Consider the following 12,795-nt stretch of genomic DNA (forward strand, 5'->3'; position numbering starts at 1 on the left):
AGCTCGCCTCATGAGTTCAGGACCGGCGCGTGTGCTCCTCGTGCACGCCCATCCCGACGACGAGTCCATCTGCAACGGCGTGACCATGGCCGCCGCGCGCGCCGCGGGGCACGCCGTCACCCTTGTCACCTGCACGCTCGGCGAGGAGGGCGAGGTCATCCCGGCCGAGCTCACGCACCTGGTGGCCGGCTGGGACGACGCGCTCGGCCCGTTCCGCGCCACCGAGTTGGCCGCCGCCATGCGCGCCCTCGGCGTCACCGACCACCGCTTCCTCGGCGGCCCGGGCCGCTGGTCCGACTCCGGGATGATGGGCCTGCCGTCCAACGACGCGCCCACCGCGTTCTGGCGCGCCGACCTCGACGAGGCGGGCGCCGCGCTCGCCGAGATCATCGCCGAGGTGCGGCCCGCGGTCCTCATCACCTATGACCCGCACGGCGGTTACGGCCACCCCGACCACATCAAGGCCCACCGGGTCGCCCTGCGCGGCGCCGAGCTCGCCGCGTCCCACCCCACCGCGCCGCACCGGGTCGCCCGCGTCCTGTGGTGCTGCCTGCCGCGCTCCGCCGCCGAGAAGCGCCTCGACGCCCTGCGCGCGGCCGGGCCCGGGCCGTTCGCCGGGGTGGCCTCGATCGGCGACCTGCCGGGCGTCGTCGAGGACGACGAGGTCGCCCTCGCCGTCACCGGCACCCCCGAGCAGGTGGCCGCCAAGGCCGCGGCGATGGCGGCCCACGCCACCCAGGTCGAGGTCGCGCGGACCCGGGAGGGGCCGATCTTCGCGCTCTCCAACGGCCTGGCCCAGCCGCTGTGGGACACGGAGTTCTACCGGCTGGCCGCGGGGGCGCCGCTCCCGCCGGGCGCGCGCGACGTCTTCGCCGGCCTCGACCTCGCGCCGGAACGGCCGGACATGTCCGATGGATTCGAAGGGGAGGGGGAGCGCGCATGAGGGCGGTCGTCCATGGCGTTCTCGCGCTGCTCGGCGCCGCGGCCGGGGTGGCGGGGGCGTTGATCCAGGGCGGCTGGTTCCCCGGTGGGTTGCTGCTGGCCCTGGGGGGCGCGGCGGCGCTCTTCTGGGGCGGGGCGCTGGCCACGCGCTCCCGTCTCGGCGCCGGTACGCCGGCGGGCGGCTGGACGGTCGCCGTGGTGTTGCTCACGTTCACCCGGCCCCAGGGCGACTTCATCTTCGCGGCGGGCGCGGGCAGTTATCTGTTCCTGCTGGGGGGCATGGTGATCGCCGTGCTGTGTGCGACGCTCGCCCCCAGCGAGCGCCCCCTGTTCGCGCTGCCCGAGGTCGGCCCCCGTTCATAGCTCGTGCGCTGTGTAGCAATCCTGTGGTGGCGGCCTGGCACACCCCGGACCCCAGTATCGTGGGGCCACGCCGCTCGGTGCAGGGCCTGTCCCGGGCCGGCCGGTGAAGCTCAACCGGGAGATCAGCCTTGAGTCGTGACAGTGACAATCCGCCCCCCGGGCCTCCGGGGTGGGGTGAACCCCAGCACGGGGACCGGGACGGTGAAGGCCGCCCCGGAGCCTCTCGGGCGGAGGAGAAGAAGACCGAGACCACGATGACGACCCGGGCCCGGATCAACATCCCGGGCTCCCGGCCCATTCCGCCCATCGTGGTGCGGGAGACGGTGGAGCAGCCCGCCGTTCAGGAGGCGCCCACCCCGCCGCCGCTGCCCACGCGCACCGGTGGCGAGTCGATGGCCGCGCGCGGCGGCCCCCAGGGCCAGGGCGGCGGCGCCGGTGGCCAGGGCGGCGCGGGCAAGAAGGCCAGCTCGTGGTTCGAGCCGAGGAAGCCGCCCACGCCCCGAGGCACCCAGGGTCCCGCCGGAGGGCCGCCCGAGCCGGAGCGCGAGCGTCCGCCGGGCCCTGACACCCCGCCGGGCGGTCACCCGGCGATGACCGAGACGCCGTCGGGCGGCATCCCCGCCGACTGGCTCCACCAGCCCACCGAGACGCCCCCCGCGGGCACCCCGCTCGGGCTGCCCCCGCGCCCCGTAGGGCCCACCGCGGGCCCGGCCACCGGCGACATGCCGCTGCGCTCCCCCGCGCCGCCCGCCGAGGACGACCCCGTCTCCACGACGATGGACCTCGGCGGCCCTTTCCCGCCCCCGCCCCCGCCCGAGGTGACGTCCACCGGGCCGATGGCGGCGGTGGGCGGCCCTTACGACAGCGGCCCTTACGACACCGGCCCGAGCCCCGTGGTGCCCCCGCCGGGGCCGCGCCCGCCCGCCCCGGTCGACGAGGACGCCGAGCCCGCGGCAGAGCCCGCGGCGGCCACGCCGAAGAAGGCCGCCAAGTCGGCCAGGCCCAAGGGGCGTTCGAAGGTGCGGCTGCTCGCCGTCGGGGTCATCGGCATCGCCGTCGTGGCCTATGGCGCGGGCCTCTACCTCAGCCCCGAGGACGTGCCCCAGGGCACCACCGTGCTGGGCATCGACATCGGGGGCCTCAGCTCGGAGGAGGCCGTCGAGCGCCTCGACGCGGAGTTGCAGCGCGCCAACAACGACCCGTTGACGCTGCTCATCGGCGACCAGGAGTTCGAGCTGAAGCCCAGCGTCGCGGGCCTCGCCGTCGACACCGAGGCCACGGTCGACGCCTCGTCGGGCCAGGACTACAGCCCGGTCTCCGTCTACGGCTCGCTGCTCGGCGCCGAGCGGGCGCGCGACGCGGCGTTCGCCGTGGACCGCGAGAAGCTGACCGTCGCCCTCCAGGACCTCACCGGCGACACGGGCGCGGGCCCGGTCGACGGCACGGTCGTCTTCGAGAACGGCCAGGCCATCGGCCGCAACGGCGAGCCCGGCAACGCCATCGACCTCGACGAGGCGGCCGACCGCGTCGAGTCGGCCTTCCGCGAGCGCGCGGCGACGGGCCGCAACCCCACGGTCGAGCTGACCGCGAGCGAGCAGCAGCCGCTCGTCGGCGAGGAGCAGGTGCAGCGGGCGCTCACGGAGTTCGGCGAGCCCGCGATGTCGGGCTGGATCTGGCTGATCGCCGCCGAGCGCGAGCCGCTGCCGCTCAGCCCCGAGACCCTGAGCGGCCTCCTCACCATGGAGCCGAGCGACGAGGGCAACCTCCAGCCGGTCATCGACACCGAGGCGCTTGCCACGCTCTACGGCAGCCGGTTCGACGGGCTGATGATCGACGCGGGCGCGGGCCTGGTGCCGATCACGCCCGAGCATGTCGCCGCGGCCATGGTCCCGGTGCTGCGCGAGACGGCCACGACGGACGACGGGCCCGGCCGCCGCGAGGCCGTGGTGGAGGGCGCGACGGAGGGCTGACGCCCCTGGCCGACGTCCCCGGTCAACGGCACCGGTCAACGCCCCTGAGGAGCCGGAGCCGTCAGGTAGTGGTACCTGTGGTGCTCGCCGAAGCCGAGCGCGGCGTAGAGCGCGCGGGCGGGGGCGTTGTCCGTCGCCACCTGGAGGTACGCCGCGCTCGCCCCCGCGCCGAGCGCGGCACGGGCCAGCTCGCCCATCACGGCGGTGGCCAGGCCCGTTCCGCGGTGCGCCGGGGCCACGCGCACCGCGGCGTACCCCGCCCAGCGCCCTTCGACGACGCACCGGCCCACGGCCGCGCCCGGCACGACTCCGAAGAACACCCGTGGCCCGCCCGCCAGTACGCGGCGGGCCACCGCGGGCGCCTCGGCGGCCCGCGGCCACCCCGCGAGCCACGCGTCCGTCAACTCCTCGGTGACCACCACCCGCTCGTCGGGTGTGCGATCGGCGAGCGGGGCCAGCGCGCCCACCAGGAGCGCGGCATGCCCGTCCGCGCTCCAGCCGCGCCCCTCGAGCTCCGCGGCCAACGCCTCGTGCCCTGGCCCGAGGTGGAGCACGGTCGGCAGGTGGCGTTCGGCGTACCACGCCCCGAGCCAGGCCAGATCGGGCGCGCCCGCCCCCGGACCGCCGGGCGCCACCGCGGAGTTGGCCCGGCGCGTCCAGCCGCCCGCGGCCCTGGCGAGCCAGTCACCGCGGCGTTCGGTCTCGGGCGCGGGCCAGGCCCGCACGCCCACCGCGGTGAGCTCGGCCACGTCGGCGGCGGGCAGCCCGCGCCGCCGCGCGGGCACCGGGGGGACGACCTTGGCCGCCACCATCGCCGCCTCGTCGATCTCCACCACGCGGCCGTCGCGCCGTGTGACGCTGAGCACGCCGTCGGCCCACGACGTCAGCACGCCCACGGTGTCGGTGAAGCGCGCCCCGGCCTCCTCCCGGCCGGTCACCGTCCGTACCGAGACCCGTCTCCCCACGTCATCAGCCGTGATACGAACGATAAAGTGTGCGCCCGCGGAGAACTGCACCGTCTTCTCGGCCCCTCTTGTTCGCCCTTTAGCCTCAACCGGCGATACTAGGGCTGAGCATCGACGACGCCGCGCTTCCGCGCGCGACCGCGGCGGATCTGCCGCCCCCAACGAGGAGGACTGACAGCGTGACCTACGTCATCGCGGAGCCTTGTGTCGACCTGAAGGACAAGGCGTGCATCGAGGAGTGCCCCGTCGACTGCATCTACGAGGGGCAGCGCGCTCTGTACATCCACCCCGACGAGTGCGTGGACTGCGGTGCCTGCGAGCCGGTCTGCCCCGTGGAGGCGATCTTCTACGAGGACGACACTCCTGAGGAGTGGAAGGACTACTACAAGGCGAACGTCGAGTTCTTCGACGAGCTGGGCTCGCCCGGTGGCGCGAGTAAGCTCGGCCTGATCGAGCGGGACCACCCGCTGATCGCCGCGCTTCCCCCGCAGAGCCACGACGAGTGACGCGGGGCCGGCGCCGCCGGTCACCGCGTCGCAGCGAGAAGTGAGAGCCACCACCGTGCCACCCGTCTCCGCCCGCCTGCCGGTCTTCCCCTGGGACCGGCTCGAGCCGTACAAGACCGCCGCGGCCGCCCACCGCTCGGGGATCGTCGATCTGTCGATCGGCACCCCGGTCGACCCCGTTCCCGAGGTCGTGCGCGACGCCCTGGCGGCGGCATCGGACAGCCCCGGCTATCCGACGGTGTGGGGGACCCCCGCGCTGCGCGACGCCCTCGTCGGCTGGTGCGGGCGGCGGACCGGCGCCGTGGGGCTCGACCACCACCATGTGCTTCCCGTCATCGGCTCCAAGGAGCTGGTGGCGGCGCTGCCCGCCCAGCTCGGCCTCGGCGCGGGCGACCGGGTGGCCTTCCCCGAGCCCGCCTACCCCACGTACGAGGTGGGCGCCGTGCTCGCGGGCGCCGAGCCCGTTCCCTATCGCGATCTGCCCACCGGGCTCGACCCGGAGAGGCTGCGGCTCCTCTGGCTCAACTCCCCGTCGAATCCGACCGGTCGGGTGCTCACGGTCGACGAGCTGCGGGCCGTGGTGGCCTGGGCCAGGGAGCACGGGGTGCTGGTCGTGAGCGACGAGTGCTATCTGGAGCTCGGCTGGGAGGCCGACCCCGTCTCGGTCCTCCACCCCGATGTGTGCGGCGGCGACGTGACGGGCCTGGTCGCCGTTCACTCGCTCTCGAAGCGGTCCAACCTCGCCGGGTACCGCGCGGCGTTCCTCGCGGGGGACCCGGCCGTTCTCGGGGAGCTGCTGGCGATCCGCAGGCACGCGGGGATGATGATGCCATCGCCGGTGCAGGCGGCGATGATCGCGGCGCTCGGGGACGGCGCGCATGTGACGGAGCAGCGGGCGCGTTACGCCGCGCGCCGGGACGCGCTGCGAAGCGCCCTGGAGGGGCGGGGATTCCGGATCGAGCACAGCGAGGCGTCGCTGTATCTGTGGGCCACGCGCGACGAGCCCTGCTGGGACACGGTCGCGGAGCTGAGCAAGCGGGGGATCCTGGTGGCGCCCGGGGAGTTCTACGGGCCCGCGGGGGAGTCGTTCGTGCGGGTGGCGTTCACGGCGACGGACGAGCGCGTCGCCGAGGCGGTGCGCCGCCTCGCCGTGGCGTGAGGCGGCGCTCGCGACGTCCTTCGCTCCGCCGGGTGGCTCAGCGGCCGTTGCCGACCTGGTCGACCAGGGGCAGCAGCCCGGTGCCATGGGTGGTCCTGGCCAGGTCACCGGCCAGCGCGCCCGCGGTCGTCCCGGTCTCGTGCGCCGCGCCGTGCGCCAGCGGGCCCACCACGGGCATGGCCGCCTTCACGGCGTCGCCGCCCATGGTCTCGGTGGCGCCCGTGGCGGCGAGCGCGGCGTTGTCCACCGTGTCACCCACCGTTCGGTTGACGCCTGCCTCGTCGAGCACCAGGTTGCTCAGACCCGAGGGCAGCGGCGCGACGGCCGCCGCCTGGCCCGCCGCCCCGAGCACGGGCGCGGCGCCGGCGGCGAGCAGGAACGCGGCCTTGGTGAGGTGTCGGGTGAGGGGGTGGGACATGATGCTCCTTCGCCGTGCGTGCTGTGGACGACCTGCCTATCGCCCGGCGGCGGCCCGAGGTTGCGGCCGCCTTCGGTAAAGGATCGGCAATGCCCCGGGCCGAGGGGTGGTCGGCGGCCCTCAGAGGAGCGCGAGCCGCACCTCGCCGTCGGCGCCCTCCTCGGCGTTCTCCCGCCATCCCTCGCCGGCGCTCCTGGCGTCCCACACGTGGTCCCCGTACGTGATCCGCTCGATGCCGAGCTCCTCGGAGTGCGCCATCGCCCAGTGCGCCAGCTCCCAGCCGCGCGAGGTCTCCTCGCCCTCGTCGAGGGGAACGGTCACCGACCCCTCGCCGCCCAGCGGCCGCACGCCCTCGCCGAACTCCCGCACCATGAGCGCGTGCACCTCGTCGGGGCCGCCCACCCGCGCGCCGCCCCCGGCCCGTTCGGCGCGCTCGCCCACGGACCACACGCAGCTCAGCGCCGCGGCGTCGCGCCCGGTCAGCGCCCCGGCGAGCAGCGCGGCCTCCTCCTCGTGCTTGGCGTACTCGTCGGGGAACGCGCTGCGTTGCACCTCCTGCGCGGCCACCGTCAACGCCATCGACTCGTACCCGTCGATCTCCACCAGCCGGTCGTAGAACGCGCCCGCCGCGAACACCGGGTCGGTCACCTCCTCGGGCGTGCCCCAGCCCTGCGAGGGGCGCTGCTGGAAGAGGCCCAGGGAGTCGCGGTCGCCGTAGTCCAGGTTCCGCAGGCTCGACTCCTGCATCGCGGTGGCGATCGCGATCGTCACCGCCCGTTCGGGCAGCCCGCGCGACGAGGCGACGGCCTCGATGGTCGCGGCGTTGGCCGCCTGCGGGAGCGCGAGCGTCATCGCCGTCTCCCCGTCCGCGCCGGCCACCGCGCAGTGCGGCTCGTCCGTCGGATCGGGGCCGAACTGCGCCCAGGCGTAAGCCCCGAGACCCACGAGCACCAACGTCGCCGACACGCCGCGCAACCAGGGGCGGCGTCGCTCGGCGGTCGTCCGTTCGGGCATTGGACGAGGGTAACCGGTCGCGGTCGGGCACCGTTCCGCCCGGGTACGGTGAGGCCATGGAACGCCCCGCGGAACCGCCCGCCCTCGATCTCGCGCTCGACGCCGCGGCCCTGACCGCGCGGCTCGTCGACATCCCCTCGGTCAGCGGGAGCGAGAAGCCGCTCGCCGACGCCGTGGCCGCCGCGCTGGCCACGCTGCCCTGGCTGCGCGTCGACCGGCACGGGAACAACGTGGTGGCGCGCACCGAGTCGGGCCTGGCGCAGCGGGTCGTCCTGGCCGGGCACCTCGACACCGTGCCCATCGCGGACAACGTCCCCTCCCGCCTCGACGCGGACGGCGTGCTGTGGGGCTGCGGCACGAGCGACATGAAAGCGGGCGTCGCGGTGCAGCTGCGCATCGCGGCGACGGTGCCACGGCCGAACCGGGACCTCACGTTCGTCTTCTACGACAACGAGGAGGTCGAGGCCGAGCGCAACGGCCTCGGCCACCTCGCGCGTGACCATCCCGACTGGCTCGCCGGGGACTTCGCGGTGCTGCTCGAACCGTCGAGCGGCCAGGTCGAGGGCGGCTGCCAGGGCACGTTGCGGATGGTGCTCCGCCTGCCGGGCCAGCGCGCGCACTCGGCGCGCTCGTGGATGGGCGACAACGCGATCCACGCCGCCGCGCCGGTGCTCGAGCGGCTCGCGGCGTATGTCCCGCGCCACCCGGTGGTCGAAGGCCTTGAGTACCGCGAGGGGCTCAACGCCGTGCGGATCGAGGGCGGCGTGGCCGGGAACGTCATCCCCGACGCCTGCCTGGTCACCGTCAACTACCGTTACGCGCCTGATCGTTCACGGGACGAGGCGGTCGCGCACGTGCGGGAGGTCTTCGAGGGCTGCGGGGTCGCGGAGTTCACGGTGACCGACCACTCGCCCGGTGCGTCGCCGGGGCTCTCGCACCCGGCGGCGCGCGCGTTCATCGAGGCGGTGGGCGGGGAGCCGAGGCCCAAGTACGGCTGGACGGACGTGTCCCGCTTCAGCGCCCTGGGCGTCCCGGCCGTCAACTACGGCCCCGGCGACCCGAACCTCGCGCACAAGCGGGACGAGCGGGTGGCCATCGACGCGATCGCGCGCTGCGAGGAGCGCCTGCGCGCCTGGCTGAGCGCGGGCGTGTCCGCCGCGGCGTGACCGTACGCTGCGGGCAGGCGTTCAAGCAGGCGTTCAAGCAGGCGTTCAAGACGGCAGAAGAGGCGAGGAGCACGGCATGAACGGCAGTCCCGAGTCCCCCGAGCGGCACCACCGCAACGAGCAGCACCTCGGCCCCGTGGTGCGGCGGCGAGGGCAGGTGATGTCGGGCACGGCGGACCAGCGGCTGCTCGACACCAGGGGCCCGTCGGACTGGGTGCACGGCGACCCGTGGCGCGTGCTGCGGATCCAGTCGGAGTTCGTGGAAGGCTTCGGCGCCCTGGCCGAACTCGGCCCGGCCGTCAGCGTGTTCGGCTCGGCCCGCACCTCGCCGGGGGCGCCCGAGTACGAGCTGGGGCGGCGCATCGGGCGCGGGCTCGCGGAGGCGGGCTTCGCGGTGATCACGGGCGGCGGCCCCGGCGCGATGGAGGCCGCGAACCGGGGCGCGAGCGAGGGCGGCGGCGTCTCGGTCGGCCTCGGGATCGAGCTGCCCTTCGAGCAGGGGCTCAACGACTATGTCGACATCGGCGTCAACTTCCGCTACTTCTTCGTGCGGAAGACGATGTTCGTGAAGTACGCGCAGGGCTTCCTGGTGCTGCCCGGCGGTCTCGGCACGCTGGACGAGCTGTTCGAGGCGCTGACGCTGGTGCAGACGCAGAAGGTGACGCGCTTCCCCATCGTGCTGGTCGGCACGGCGTACTGGCGCGGCCTGGCCGACTGGGTGCGCGAGACGGTGATCGCCCAGGGCAAGGCGTCGGAGAAGGACCTCGCCCTCTTCCATGTGACGGACGACGTGGACGACGCGATCGCGAGGGTGACCAAGCCGTAGCCCCTGCGGGGAGCCTGGCCGCCCCGCCCCCGGGGCCCGGCGCGCTGCCCGCGCCGGGGCCCCGGCGGTCGGGGTTCGCGCCTGCGGCGCGGGGGCGTTGTGGGAGTGGGTGGCCTGCGGCCCGCTCGGCGCCTGCGGCGCGGCTGGTGGCGGGTGTTCGCGGTTCGCGCCTTGCGGCCCGTTCGGGCCCGTGGTGCAACGGATGTTGCGTTGTGGGGCGGCCTGCTTGGCGCCTGCGGCGCGGCTGCGGGTGCCGGACGGCTGCCGGGTGGCCAGGCGGACGGCCTGCGGCCCGCGCAACGCCTGCGGCGTGGCCGGGTGGTCGACGCCCGCCGCACGCCTGCGGAACGGCCTGCGGCCTGCTTGGCGCCCACGGCGTAGGCCGGGTAGTCGATGTATGTCGCGCGTCTACGGGGTGAGCCGGTGGCCTGCCTGACGCCTGCGGCGCGCTGGGCGTTCGCAGCGCCGCTGAGCAGTCGACGTATGTCGCGCGCCTGCGCGGTGAGCGGGCGACGTGCTTGATGCCTACGGCATCGCCGGGGAGCTGACGCGCGTCCGACGAGCCGCGGCCTGCTTGGTGCCTGCGGCGTGGCCGGGTGTCCGCAACACCGCCGGGTGGTCAACGCCCCTCCGGCGCCTGCCGGATCACCTGTGCCGCGCTCGACGTCTGTGGCATGGCGCGAAGTTGGCGGTGCCGAGGGGTGGCCAGGCGGACGGCCTGCGGCCTGCTTGGCGCCTGCGGCGTGGCCGGTTGGTTGACGCCCGTCGCGCGCCTGCGGAACGGCCTGCGGCCTGCTTGGCGACTGCGGCGCGTTGGGCGTTCGCAGCGCCGCTGAGCAGTCGACGTATGTCGCGCGCCTGCGCGGTGAGCGGGCGACGTGCTTGATGCCTACGGCATCGCCAGGGAGCTGACGCGCGTCCGACGACCTGCGGCCTGGGCAACGCCTGCGGCGTGGCCGGGTGTCCGCAACACCGCCGGGTGGTCAACGCCTGCGGGATCGCCTGTGCCGCGCTCGACGCCTGTGGCATGGCGCGAAGTTGGCGGTGCCGAGGGGTGACCAGGCGGACGGCCTGCGGCCTGCTTGGCGCCTATGGCGTAGCCGGGCAGTCGACGTGTGCCGTGCATCCGTGGGTCGGAGCCCCGGGCCTGGTGGCACCGAGCGCCTGCCCCCGCCGCAGGCGGGAGCTGGCCGCAGGCCCGACAACGTAGGCCACCACGGCCCTGGAAAACACGGCGGCCCCCAACCCCGGGTAACAGGACGGGCTCCGCCCGGACAACACCGGAACGACCATCCCCCCAGAGGCCCGAGCCGCGCCAACCACCCCAACCGCGCCGCAGGCACCAAGCAGGCCGCAGGTCGTCGGGGCGCCGGGAGTCGTCGGACGCGCGTTAGTTCCCCGGCGATGCCGTAGGCATCAAGCACGTCACCCGCTCACCGCGCAGGCGCGCGACGGGCGTCAACCACCCGGCCGCGTCGCGGGCACCGAGCGGGCCGCACGGCCGTCCGTCTGGCCGCCCGGCACACGCCAACCATGCAGCCACGCCGCAGGCGCCCAGCAGGCCGCCCCACAAGGCAACATCCGTTGCACCACAGGCCCGGACGGGCCGCAAGATACGAACCGCAAACACCCGCCACCAGCCGCGCCGCAGGCGCGCGACGGGCATTGACTGTCCGGCGGTGTTGCGGACACCAGGCCACGCCGCAGGCGCGAAGCGGGCCGCAGGCCATCCAGCAGGTGCGCGACGGGCGTCAACCACTCGGCCGCGTCGCGGGCACCGAGCGTGCCGCAGGCGTTGCGCAGGCCAGGCCGTCCGCCTGGCGGCCCGGCACACGCCAACTTCGCAGCCACGCCGCAGGCGTGAAGCAGGCCGCCCCACAACGCAACACCCGTTTCACCACAGACCCGCCACCAGCCGCGCCGCAGGCGCCGAGCGGGCCGCAGGCCGTTCCGCAGGCGATTTCCGCGGACGCGCGACGGCGTCAACCACCCGGCCACGTCGCGGACACCGAGCGCGCCGCAGGCGTCACGCGCGCCGCAGGCGCGGCGCGCTACGCCAGGCCGCGGCGGGAGACCTTCGGGGGGCGGTGGCCCGCGATCGAGGCGACCATGTCCAGGACCTGTCGCGTCTCGGCGACCTCGTGCACCCGGTAGACCCGGGCGCCGAGCCAGGCCGAGACCGCGGTCGTGGCCAACGTGCCGATCAGGCGGTCCTTGACCGGGGCGTCGAGCGTCTCGCCGACGAAGTCCTTGTTGGACAGGGACACCAGCACGGGCCAGCCGGTGGCCACCATCTCGTCGAGCCGCCGGGTGGCCTCGAGGGAGTGGCGCGTCGACTTCCCGAAGTCGTGCCCTGGGTCGATCAGCACCGCGTCGCGCCGCACGCCGAGCGCCACGGCCCGCTCCGCGAGCCCCACGGTGACCCGCAGGATGTCCGCCATCACGTCGTCGTAGCTGACCCGGTGCGGCCGGGTGCGCGGGCGCGCGCCCCCCGCGTGCGTGCACACGATGCCCACGCCGTGCCGCGCGGCCACCTCGGCGAGGCGCGGATCCACGCCGCCCCAGGCGTCGTTGAGCAGGTCGGCGCCCGCGTCGCACACCGCCTCCGCCACCTCGTGGCGCCAGGTGTCCACGCTGATCACCACGGAGGGGTGGCGCCTTCTGACCTCGGCGACGAAGCCCGCCGTGCGCCTGATCTCCTCGGCCGCGTCCACCTCGTCGCCCGGACCGGCCTTCACGCCGCCGACGTCGATGATGTCCGCGCCCTCGTCCACCGCGCGCGCCACGCGGGCGAACGCCGCGTCGTCCGCGAACGTCGCGCCCTGGTCGTAGAACGAGTCCGGCGTCCGGTTGACGATGGCCATGATCACCGGCTCGCCGGGGCCGAACTCCCGCGTCCCCAGCCGCAGCATCCGTTCAGCACCCCGATCTCGCCCCTGTGAGCGCTCTCGCGTCATACCCTGTCCCCCGAAACTACCTGCCCCCCGTTGTCGGCGCGGCATGCGACCATCGGCGGAGCGGCCGACGTGGGCGGCGAGCAGGGCGAGGCAGCACCGAAGAGCGCAAGGGGAGACGGTCGTGTTCTGGTTTCTGATGGCGGCGATGGTCGTGGTGATCGCCGCGGTCACGCTGGCGGTGCTGGGCAGCGGGGACGGCACCGGCGGGCCCGCCACCGGCGGGCTGGCCGACGCGGAGCCCGACCGCATCGACGACCCGTTGCCCGGCGACCGCCCGGTGGCCCCCGCCGACGTGGTGCGCGTGCGGCTGCCGGTCGCGCCCCGCGGATACCGGATGGCCGAGGTGGACGACGTGCTCGACCGGCTCGCGGCCGAGCTGGCCGAGCGGGACGCGCGGATCACCGAGCTCGAGACGGCGCTGGCCGGGGCTCGCCCCCCCGGCGCGCCCCAGGAGGCGGAGCGCGCCGCCGACGCCAACGCCGCGCCGCCCGAGGCCCCGTGACCCCGGG

At 75.1% G+C, this 12,795-nt stretch carries 12 protein-coding genes; 8 read left to right on the forward strand and 4 right to left on the reverse strand.

Translation table 11 applies throughout. From position 1 onward, the window contains the following. Nucleotides 1-10: 10 nt before the first annotated feature. From mshB to D7318_RS14495, 3 genes are all read left to right on the forward strand, one after another. Nucleotides 11-943, forward strand: a complete 933-nt coding sequence (mshB, locus tag D7318_RS14485) for an N-acetyl-1-D-myo-inositol-2-amino-2-deoxy-alpha-D-glucopyranoside deacetylase (RefSeq protein WP_120697445.1) — start codon at nucleotides 11-13, stop codon at nucleotides 941-943. Next, a complete protein-coding gene (locus D7318_RS14490; RefSeq protein ID WP_120697447.1) occupies nucleotides 940-1,305 on the forward strand; it encodes a DUF6113 family protein in 366 nt (121 codons plus the stop codon). The genes mshB and D7318_RS14490 overlap by 4 nt, the downstream gene beginning before the upstream one ends. 254 nt (nucleotides 1,306-1,559) lie before the next feature. Then, nucleotides 1,560-3,275, forward strand: coding sequence for a peptidoglycan binding domain-containing protein (locus tag D7318_RS14495; protein WP_120697449.1), 1,716 nt, complete (start codon nucleotides 1,560-1,562; stop codon nucleotides 3,273-3,275). A 35-nt stretch (nucleotides 3,276-3,310) separates the two neighbouring features. Here the strand turns inward: D7318_RS14495 and D7318_RS14500 are convergent, their stop codons facing one another. After that, on the reverse strand, nucleotides 3,311-4,291 hold the full coding sequence (locus D7318_RS14500) for a GNAT family N-acetyltransferase (RefSeq protein ID WP_120697451.1): 981 nt from the start codon (nucleotides 4,289-4,291) through the stop codon (nucleotides 3,311-3,313). Nucleotides 4,292-4,419: 128 nt separating this feature from the next. Between D7318_RS14500 and fdxA the strand changes: the two genes are divergently transcribed. Next, nucleotides 4,420-4,746: a ferredoxin gene (gene fdxA / locus D7318_RS14505; RefSeq protein ID WP_120697453.1), complete on the forward strand. Its 327-nt coding sequence runs from the start codon at nucleotides 4,420-4,422 to the stop codon at nucleotides 4,744-4,746. A gap of 55 nt (nucleotides 4,747-4,801) precedes the next feature. Further along, on the forward strand, nucleotides 4,802-5,905 hold the full coding sequence (dapC, locus tag D7318_RS14510) for a succinyldiaminopimelate transaminase (protein WP_120697455.1): 1,104 nt from the start codon (nucleotides 4,802-4,804) through the stop codon (nucleotides 5,903-5,905). A gap of 37 nt (nucleotides 5,906-5,942) precedes the next feature. Here the strand turns inward: dapC and D7318_RS14515 are convergent, their stop codons facing one another. Further along, a complete protein-coding gene (locus D7318_RS14515; protein WP_120697457.1) occupies nucleotides 5,943-6,323 on the reverse strand; it encodes an ATP-binding protein in 381 nt (126 codons plus the stop codon). A gap of 120 nt (nucleotides 6,324-6,443) precedes the next feature. Next, nucleotides 6,444-7,337: a hypothetical protein gene (locus tag D7318_RS14520; protein ID WP_120697458.1), complete on the reverse strand. Its 894-nt coding sequence runs from the start codon at nucleotides 7,335-7,337 to the stop codon at nucleotides 6,444-6,446. 56 nt (nucleotides 7,338-7,393) lie between these two features. On the opposite strand from D7318_RS14520, the gene dapE reads away from it, so the two are divergent. Both dapE and D7318_RS14530 read left to right on the forward strand, forming a co-directional pair. Then, nucleotides 7,394-8,503, forward strand: coding sequence for a succinyl-diaminopimelate desuccinylase (dapE, locus tag D7318_RS14525; protein WP_120697460.1), 1,110 nt, complete (start codon nucleotides 7,394-7,396; stop codon nucleotides 8,501-8,503). A 76-nt stretch (nucleotides 8,504-8,579) separates the two neighbouring features. Further along, nucleotides 8,580-9,329, forward strand: coding sequence for an LOG family protein (locus tag D7318_RS14530; protein ID WP_120697462.1), 750 nt, complete (start codon nucleotides 8,580-8,582; stop codon nucleotides 9,327-9,329). Nucleotides 9,330-11,380: 2,051 nt separating this feature from the next. Here the strand turns inward: D7318_RS14530 and folP are convergent. Continuing rightward, complete coding sequence (folP, locus tag D7318_RS14535; RefSeq protein ID WP_120697463.1) at nucleotides 11,381-12,241, reverse strand: dihydropteroate synthase; 861 nt, start codon at nucleotides 12,239-12,241, stop codon at nucleotides 11,381-11,383. A gap of 166 nt (nucleotides 12,242-12,407) precedes the next feature. Between folP and D7318_RS14540 the strand changes: the two genes are divergently transcribed. After that, nucleotides 12,408-12,788, forward strand: coding sequence for a DivIVA domain-containing protein (locus tag D7318_RS14540; protein WP_120697465.1), 381 nt, complete (start codon nucleotides 12,408-12,410; stop codon nucleotides 12,786-12,788). Nucleotides 12,789-12,795: the final 7 nt, after the last annotated feature.

Origin of the sequence: Streptomyces radicis (assembly GCF_003626575.1) — a bacterium.
Taxonomy (GTDB): domain Bacteria; phylum Actinomycetota; class Actinomycetes; order Streptomycetales; family Streptomycetaceae; genus Streptomyces; species Streptomyces radicis.

Bases quoted from the DNA above. Each gene is read 5' to 3' on its own strand.
- D7318_RS14490 (WP_120697447.1), top strand. From the start codon at position 940: ATGAGGGCGGTCGTCCATGGCGTTCTCGCGCTGCTCGGCGCCGCGGCC.
- D7318_RS14520 (WP_120697458.1), bottom strand. From the start codon at position 7,337: ATGCCCGAACGGACGACCGCCGAGCGACGCCGCCCCTGGTTGCGCGGC.
- D7318_RS14530 (WP_120697462.1), top strand. From the start codon at position 8,580: ATGAACGGCAGTCCCGAGTCCCCCGAGCGGCACCACCGCAACGAGCAG.
- D7318_RS14495 (WP_120697449.1), top strand. From the start codon at position 1,560: ATGACGACCCGGGCCCGGATCAACATCCCGGGCTCCCGGCCCATTCCG.
- folP (WP_120697463.1), bottom strand. From the start codon at position 12,241: ATGCTGCGGCTGGGGACGCGGGAGTTCGGCCCCGGCGAGCCGGTGATC.
- D7318_RS14515 (WP_120697457.1), bottom strand. From the start codon at position 6,323: ATGTCCCACCCCCTCACCCGACACCTCACCAAGGCCGCGTTCCTGCTC.
- mshB (WP_120697445.1), top strand. From the start codon at position 11: ATGAGTTCAGGACCGGCGCGTGTGCTCCTCGTGCACGCCCATCCCGAC.
- dapE (WP_120697460.1), top strand. From the start codon at position 7,394: ATGGAACGCCCCGCGGAACCGCCCGCCCTCGATCTCGCGCTCGACGCC.